Origin of the sequence: Acinetobacter sp. YH12070 (assembly GCF_013419625.1) — a bacterium.
GTDB lineage: Bacteria > Pseudomonadota > Gammaproteobacteria > Pseudomonadales > Moraxellaceae > Acinetobacter > Acinetobacter amyesii.
Genome location: NZ_VOZT01000007.1, coordinates 86,891 through 95,004 on the forward strand (window position 1 = coordinate 86,891; position 8,114 = coordinate 95,004).

Below are 8,114 nucleotides of genomic sequence, written 5' to 3' on the forward strand. Positions count from 1 at the left end.
TGAAAATTCACTGCTTTGATCGAGTTAAACGCCTACTTTTTTCGGATCGGTATTTCCGAGTTCAGGGTTTTCAATCGCACCTTTGCATTGATTTTTATCACGCTCATAATCTGCTTGCTTTTGTGCAACAGTCGAACTCTGATCAATACTTTCACGTGCCCAAATTTCCAGACTTGTCAAAGCCTTACGACACAGTGCATATTTACCTTCAGTCACAGAATCGGTCATTTTGACATTGATACGCCATTCGGTACTCAATTTACGTGCTGGAACACGGACTTTCTCTTCCATCTGATCGACTTGCTTTGCATAAACAATCGGATCGGCTTCATTGATAAACGCCCAAGCTTTGGCAGCATACTCCGTTGCATCATTGGTTAATTTGGGTGCTGCTTTAATTTCGACTTGAGCTTGTTCAGCTCCATCATTACCACAGGCCTGCAACAACACCGTGCTGCTCAATAATGAAACAATCAGTATCCCACGCATCTTTAACCTCTGCATATCCGGCTCATTTCAGCAAACATATTCGGCAATATGCTAGTGAATTCGCGTACAATACTCAATCATCATTTGACCTGTTGTTCAACTCTTTCAAAGGTGTGTCGTGTCTGAGCACAAACTTCCTACAGTTCAGCCTGCGGGTTTTTGGCAAGGTGCTAAAGATAGTCAAGCCATTATCTTTACCTATCTTCCTGTTTCTTTTGCATTTGGGGTTTCTGCGACTCAATTTGGTTTCACTGCGTGGGAAGCCTTATTTTTATCTTGCTCTATGTATGCAGGTGCCAGTCAGTTTCTCGTCGTTGCTTTACTGGGAAGTGGAACATCCATTTGGATGACTGCACTCACTGTGATTGCTCTCGATATACGCCATTTGCTCTACGGTCCTGCTTTACAAAACCTGATTCAAGACCGACTCAATTTAAAGAAAACGGCAGTTTGGGCTTGGGGTTTAACCGACGAAGTTTTTGCATCAGGTATGATTAAACTGTCGCAACGTCGTCAAGAATGGTCAGAATCTTGGATGTTAGGACTCAGCTTATTTAGTTGGCTGTCATGGGCAACAGGCTCATTTTTAGGCGGTTTATTTGCCGATCAAGTCAGCAACCTTCCACAATTTTTACAAGCCGCACTCGACTTCCTGCTGCCTGCATTGTTTTTAAGCTTTTTACTTGCCGCATTTGAGAAAAAACATACATTTGTGGTCACGGTTACAATTATTGTTTCTGCGATTGCCTGCTACTTTATCGACTTGTCTGCTGCGATTTTTATCGGTATTTCTTCTGGTATTTTTGCCGGTTTATTCAAACATTATGTCTTAAAAAAACCTGATCCTGAACATATGGGTGAAGCATCATGAATCTAGAAATTATCCTGGTCGGGATCTTGGTCGGGATTGCGAATTTTGCATCACGGTTTGGGCCATTCTTTGTAATTCAGAAATTTCAGCAAGGTTCACAGCAGCGTGGTTCTTTATGGCTAAAAATCGCTTTGGGCTCGATTGGTATTGCCGCAATTAGTTCAATGTTGGTGGTTGCAACCTTACCGCCGCTGCTTGAAACTCCAAATAAAAGCTTTGCCATGTTAGTTGGATTTGCTGTGCTTGCAGGCTTGTATTTCAAGTTTAAAAAAATTGTCCCTGCTACACTGACTGCGGCACTGACTTACGGCTTAGTCTATACCTATATACCTTTTCATCTCTAAAGCTGAGTCAGCGACAATCCAAATAAAAACCTCAAGCACAAGCTTCTTCAGCCTGTGCCTTTTAATTAGCAATATTTATGAGATAGTCAACGCATAACATAAAAATCTAGCGAAACCCCATAGATGGCAAAGTACCATTGTATTCAAGGCAAAATTTATATTCATTCTAGACAACCATCTGAATTGAGTTGGGGACTGCAAAAGCCCATCGAAAGCGTATATTTGAATGCTTCATTCAAAGCCAGCTATTCAGTGCTAATTTCTGCGCTGTACATTGCCAATCTACAGATCAGATCCGCGCCATCTATATAGAGAAAAATCAACAAAAAATGATTGTGGGTTTATATAACTGCACACAGCAGATTCTGCACTTACATCCACGTCGCCTGATGTTTTCACACATATCGATACCCCGCTTGTTTAGCAATTTTCTGCAGCTGATCGGCTTCTTATTGGTTTTTCTATTGTGCATTTTCAGCCTCAGTTCATCATTTCACCTTCTATCGGTAGCTGCAGACGCACTCTATTTCACTGCCATTTTAATTGGCTTAATATTGATTTTATGCATATGCGCCGTACCACTGCTCGGATTGCTGTACTGGCCCAACTTCCGCCAAACATCTGTGCAGCTTTGTGCGCTTCAATGTGCAAATTTGGATATTGAGCCATTCCCTGCATCTGTAAAAAATGCAGGTATATTTAAAGTGAATTTAAATAAAAAACAACTAATTACCACTTTTTAAAGATTTTAACAGATAAATAATTACACGAACGCTCCCCCATAAAGATATAAAAAAAATTGTTGGACAATATCATTTATTTATGTGAACACTCTCTTATCTCTCGAACAAGTTCTGCTATGCTTAAATTCCCATAAAATCAAGCATGGATGATTTACATGAGCGTCACTATTGGTACTCCACTTCAGTCTTCAGCGTATAAAGTCTTACTGTTAGGTTCTGGTGAACTCGGTAAAGAAGTTGTGATTTCATTGCAACGTTTGGGTGTAGAAGTTCATGCTGCCGATCGTTATGACCATGCTCCTGCCATGCAAGTTGCACATTTTTCTCATACTTTAAATATGGCAGATCCTGAGGCACTTAAAGCCTTAATTTCTCAAGTTAAGCCTCATTTGATTGTCCCTGAAATTGAAGCCATTGCGACTGAAGTTTTGGTCGAGATTGAAGAACAAAATATCGCAACAGTAATTCCATCAGCAAAAGCTGTAAACCTGACGATGAACCGTGAAGGGATTCGCCGTCTAGCTGCCGAAGAGCTTGGACTCCCAACTTCAGCCTACCGATTTGCCAATACCCTTGAAGCGTTCCGTGCTGCATGCGATGACATTGGCTATCCAAATTTTGTTAAGCCTGTCATGTCGTCTTCGGGTAAAGGACAGTCACGTGTAAAAAGCTTTGATGAAGTCGATGCTGCTTGGGAATATGCACAAACAGGTGGACGTGTAAATCAAGGTACAGTGATCGTAGAATCACAAATTGACTTTGACTTTGAAATCACCCTGCTGACTGTTCGTGCTAAAAATGCAGAAACAGGTGAAATTGAAACATCATTTTGTGACCCGATTGGCCACCGCCAAGACGCTGGTGACTATGTAGAAAGTTGGCAGCCACAAATCATGACTGCTCTTGCTTTAGAGGAAGCCAAGCGTATTGCCAATAAAGTAACCATTGCATTAGGTGGATGTGGCATTTTTGGGGTGGAACTGTTTGTCAAAGGCGATAAAGTATGGTTTAGTGAGGTATCACCTCGTCCACACGATACAGGCCTTGTCACTCTTGCATCGCAATTCCAAAGCGAATTCGAACTGCATGCACGTGCCATTCTTGGTCTGCCTGTGAATACTGCTCGACACAGTACTGCTGCGAGCGCAGTCATCTATGCAGGCGTGGATGATACCAATTTATCATTTACTGGCTTAAATCTTGCTTTGGCTAATCCAGACACCGATTTACGCCTCTTTGGTAAACCAGAAGGCTTTAAACGTCGCCGTATGGGCGTAGCAACAGCACGTGCTGAAACCACAGATCACGCGCGTGAACTTGCTCAACATGCTGCACAACAAGTCAGTGTTCAACAAAACTAAGTTTGTAACACCTTAACGGACCACTGTTCATGATCAATACGCTTCCTCTGCTGAATTACATTAAAAGTAACCACGACATTCAGGCGATTAACCAGTGGCGCTCAGATGTTGAAAATCAGCTACAGGAATGTTTTGAAAATGGACAGTCGATTCGTGATGTGATTTTGGCTCGATCAAACCTGATCGATGAAGCTTTAAAGTTCTTATGGACACATGCTGAACTCGACCAAACCGATCTCGGTTTGTTTGCCGTCGGCGGCTATGGTCGCCGTGAAATGCTGCCTTACTCCGACGTCGATATCATGATTTTGTCTGAAGATGAAATCAGCCCAGAACAAGAAAAACTCATCTCGAGCTTTATTTCAACACTTTGGGATGTTGGTAATTTCAAGCCGGGCATCAGTGTGCGTACCATTAATGATTGTGTTGCTCAAGCTACCAATGATTTAACCGTGGCAACAGCGCTGATCGAAGCACGTTTGATTGTGGGCAATGAACACCTAGCCAAATGGCCACGCCGTATCGTGTCACAGACATGGACGGATAAAACCTTCTATGATGCAAAAATGCAAGAGCAAGCCAAACGCTATGCTCAACATAACAATACTGAAAGCAACTTAGAACCCGATATTAAAAATGCTCCCGGTGGTATCCGTGATATCAACCAAATCGGTTGGATTGCTAAGCGTCATTTCCGTGTCAATCGCATCTATGACCTAGTACATTTAGGTTTTATTTCAGAGTTTGAACTGGGTGTTCTTGAAGAAACAGAAAGCTTTCTTTGGGAAATTCGCCATCATTTACATCGCTTAACCAAGCGCGACGAAAACCGCTTACTGTTTGATTATCAACGTGACATTGCCGCTAAATTTGGCTATCAGCGTGAAGAAGGCAAATCACCGAATTATCCAATCGAACAGTTCATGAAACGTTACTACCGTAGCGCTCAGCAAGTGACGACGTTAAATGAAATGCTCTTGGCTTATTTCAATGAATCGGTCATCACACCGCGCTTGCCTGACTATGAACGTAAAATTGAAGAGATCAATACCAATTTCAAATTAGTCGATGGCAAATTGGCGGTGCAGCATCATAAAATTTTTTCTGAAAATCCAAGTGCTATTTTAGAAATTTTCTACCTCTTGGCGAATCGTCCAGAAATTGAAGGGATTCGTGCCCGAACTTTACGTCTATTGTCTCTTGCGGCAAAACGTATTGATCAAAACTTCCGTGACAATCCTGCACATCAAGCCTTATTTATGGCGATCATTCGCTCACCCTACCGTTTATATGACACCATGGTGGCGATGAAACGGTATGGTGTGCTCGGCAACTATATTCCTGCCTTTGGGCAAATCATGGGACTCATGCAATACGACTTGTTCCATATTTATACTGTCGATGCCCATACCCTATTATTACTGCGTAATTTAAACCGTTTTAAAGAACCTGAATTTGCCAAGGACTTCCCTGTCGTTAGCTCTGTATTCCAACGACTGGCGCGCCGTGACATCGTATATTTAGCGGCAATTTTCCATGATATCGCCAAAGGTCGTGGTGGTGACCATAGTGAACTTGGTGCTGCGGATGCAATTGATTTCTGCCGTACCCATGGGTTTACTGAACGTGAATGTAACCTTGTCGCATGGTTGATTCAAAACCATCTATTGATGTCCGTTACTTCTCAGAAAAAAGACATTTCCGATCCAGATGTGGTGAAAGAATTTGCTGAGAAAATGGGTGATATGGAACATCTCGACTATCTCTACACCTTAACAGTTGCTGATATCAACGCAACCAATCCGACACTTTGGAATACATGGCGTGCATCACTCATGCGTCAACTGTATACACAAGCGCGTGATGTGATTCGTTCAGGTTTGGGTCGTCCTGTAGACTATCCAATGCTGATCGAAGACACTAAATTTGCGGCCAGCGAACTGTTAGTCAACGATTTTTCGCTCTACGATGTAGAAACTGTTTGGCAAGAACTCGGTGATGAATATTTCCTAAAAGAATCTGCCGATGAAATCGCATGGCATACGCGCGCCATATTAAAGCATGGCAATAATGCAGAACCATTGGTACTGATGCGAGCACATCGCAAATTTGCACAAGATGCGGTACAGATCTTTATTTACACCCAAGATCAGCCTAACTTGTTTGCGACCACAGTGGCTATTTTGGACAGAATGAATCTAGATGTTCAAGATGCCCGTATTATCACTGCATCCACTGCATTTAGTTTGGACACCTATGTTGTACTTGACCGTTTTGGCACCTTATTAACAGATCCAGAGCGTGAGCAAACCGTTATTGAAGCGCTTAAAAAAGCCTTGAGCCAATCAGACAAGTACCCAGGCCTGATGCAACGTCGCATTCCACGTCAACTGCGTCATTTTGATATTGAAAATACCGTGAGTATTTCTTTTAATGAAGCGCTTCAACAAAATATGGTTGAAATTGCGACACTTGACCATCCGGGCTTACTTGCTAAAGTCGGTGGTTTATTTATGATGCAAGGCCTAGATATTCACTCTGCGAAAATTGCGACGCTCGGTGAACGTGCTGAAGATATTTTCTATGTCACTAAAAAAGATGGCTCACCTATGAGCGATTCAGAAGCAGAAACGTTTGCTGCACAATTAAAGTCAGCACTCGATGAAGCTTCGAATCAGGTTTGTAGTCATCATTAACTTAAATTGATCGGTATCCATTCCATGAACTCCAGTTTGTCATTATTGCACCCTTATCCATTTGAAAAGCTAAATAAGCTATTTCAGGATGTGAAACCCGCAGATTTGCCTTTGATTCCCCTATCGATTGGTGAACCAAAGCATCCTGCACCGGAGTTTGTGAAACAGGCTATTATTGATAATTTTCAGCACTTATCCACTTACCCAAACAGCAAGGGTTTACCTGAGCTCCGCACAAGTATTGCAAATTGGTTAACTCGTCGCTTTAAACTCAATAGCATCAATGCAGACACCAACGTCCTACCTGTGTCAGGTACGCGTGAAGCGATCTTCTCGTTTGTACAAGCTTTGGTTAAACGTGAAGATGCCCCTTATGTGGTGATGCCAAATCCGTTCTACCAAATCTATGAAGGTGCAACTTTACTTGCGGGTGCAGAACCTTACTTCATCAACTGTACAGAAGAAAATAACTACCTTGGCGACTTTGACGCTGTGCCAGCTGAAGTTTGGGAAAAAACCGCTTTATTGTTTGTCTGCACACCGGGTAATCCTACAGGTGCGGTACTTTCTAAAGAACAGTTTAAAAAACTGATTGCTCTGTCTGACCAATATAATTTTGTGATTGCGTCGGATGAATGCTACTCAGAGCTTTGGTTTGATGAAGCACCTATTGGTCTGCTTGAAGTCTGTGCTGAAATGGGCCGTGATGACTATAAAAACTGCGTGGTATTCCACTCACTGTCTAAACGTTCTAACCTACCGGGTATGCGCTCTGGCTTTGTGGCAGGTGATGCTGCGCTTTTAAAACCTTATTTACAATACCGTACTTATCATGGCGCTGCGATGCCTGTTCAACACCAGTTGGCTTCAATTGCAGCTTGGGATGACGAAGCACACGTCGAAGAAAACCGCGTACAGTACCGTGCAAAATTCGAATTATTCCAACGCGAATTGGGTCACTTACTGCCATTACAAAAACCTGATGCAGGGTTCTACTACTGGTTAAAAGTGGATAATGATGAAACTTTTGCCAAAATGCTGATGGAAAAAGCACACGTTAAAGTGCTTCCAGGCCGTTATTTATCACGTGATACAGCACAAGGTAATCCGGGCGAAAATCATGTGCGTTTAGCCCTTGTTGCCGATATTGCCCAATGTGAAGAAGTGATTCGTCGCTTAAAAGCAGTACTTTAATTGATTTAAAGCGTTTTACTTAGAACAAAAAATGCCCCAGATTTGGGGCATTTTTATTTGAGTTATTTCTTAAACATCATTCAAAGAAAATCATTTAGTAATAACTATTTAGAAACATTCAATAAGAATCAATTATTGAGAAACCATTAGAAATCAAATGTAGCACTCAATTTAAATGTTCGAGGTTCGCTCACTGTTAAACGCTGTATGAAAAATAAGTATGATCATAACGGATTGTTGTAAAGCGAATAGATAAGCAGACATCTGAAAGGTTTTAGCTAGTTGCAAAGTAAGTTGTCATTAAAAAGTAAACATGTATTCTTTTCCGAATTGGTTTGATACTTTCTCCACCCATTGCTCTATTTTATCAGCTGTCATGACTTGAAAATCTCGCCAATAATATTTCATCTGCTTCC

At 41.9% G+C, this 8,114-nt stretch carries 6 protein-coding genes and 1 pseudogene; 5 read left to right on the forward strand and 2 right to left on the reverse strand.

Annotation, left to right across the window (positions count from 1 at the left end; genetic code table 11):
* Positions 1–24 precede the first annotated feature (24 nt).
* A complete protein-coding gene (locus tag FTU17_RS03335) occupies positions 25–504 on the reverse strand; it encodes a hypothetical protein (RefSeq protein ID WP_111885993.1) in 480 nt (159 codons plus the stop codon).
* Positions 505–607: 103 nt separating this feature from the next.
* Here FTU17_RS03335 and FTU17_RS03340 point away from each other — a divergent pair, with 103 nt between their 5' ends.
* The 5 genes from FTU17_RS03340 to dapC all read left to right on the forward strand — a co-directional run bounded on the left by FTU17_RS03340 (position 608) and on the right by dapC (position 7,698).
* Positions 608–1,360 (forward strand): AzlC family ABC transporter permease, encoded by a 753-nt coding sequence (locus FTU17_RS03340; protein WP_078194362.1) that lies wholly within the window; start codon positions 608–610, stop codon positions 1,358–1,360.
* Positions 1,357–1,704, forward strand: a complete 348-nt coding sequence (ygaH, locus tag FTU17_RS03345) for an L-valine transporter subunit YgaH (RefSeq protein WP_078189050.1) — start codon at positions 1,357–1,359, stop codon at positions 1,702–1,704. The genes FTU17_RS03340 and ygaH overlap by 4 nt, the downstream gene beginning before the upstream one ends.
* 889 nt (positions 1,705–2,593) lie before the next feature.
* Positions 2,594–3,808 carry a formate-dependent phosphoribosylglycinamide formyltransferase gene (gene purT, locus FTU17_RS03350; protein ID WP_180134677.1) on the forward strand — a complete coding sequence of 405 codons (1,215 nt, stop codon included), beginning with the start codon at positions 2,594–2,596 and terminating at the stop codon, positions 3,806–3,808.
* A gap of 29 nt (positions 3,809–3,837) precedes the next feature.
* The gene (gene glnD, locus FTU17_RS03355) at positions 3,838–6,504 is read left to right on the forward strand and encodes a [protein-PII] uridylyltransferase (protein WP_180134678.1); all 2,667 of its coding nucleotides are present in this window, start codon (positions 3,838–3,840) and stop codon (positions 6,502–6,504) included.
* Positions 6,505–6,528: 24 nt separating this feature from the next.
* Positions 6,529–7,698: a succinyldiaminopimelate transaminase gene (gene dapC, locus FTU17_RS03360; protein WP_180134679.1), complete on the forward strand. Its 1,170-nt coding sequence runs from the start codon at positions 6,529–6,531 to the stop codon at positions 7,696–7,698.
* Between the two features lie 300 nt (positions 7,699–7,998).
* On the opposite strand, the pseudogene FTU17_RS03365 reads toward dapC, so the two are convergent.
* Positions 7,999–8,114 (reverse strand): annotated as a pseudogene (locus tag FTU17_RS03365) (transposase); the annotation flags it as partial.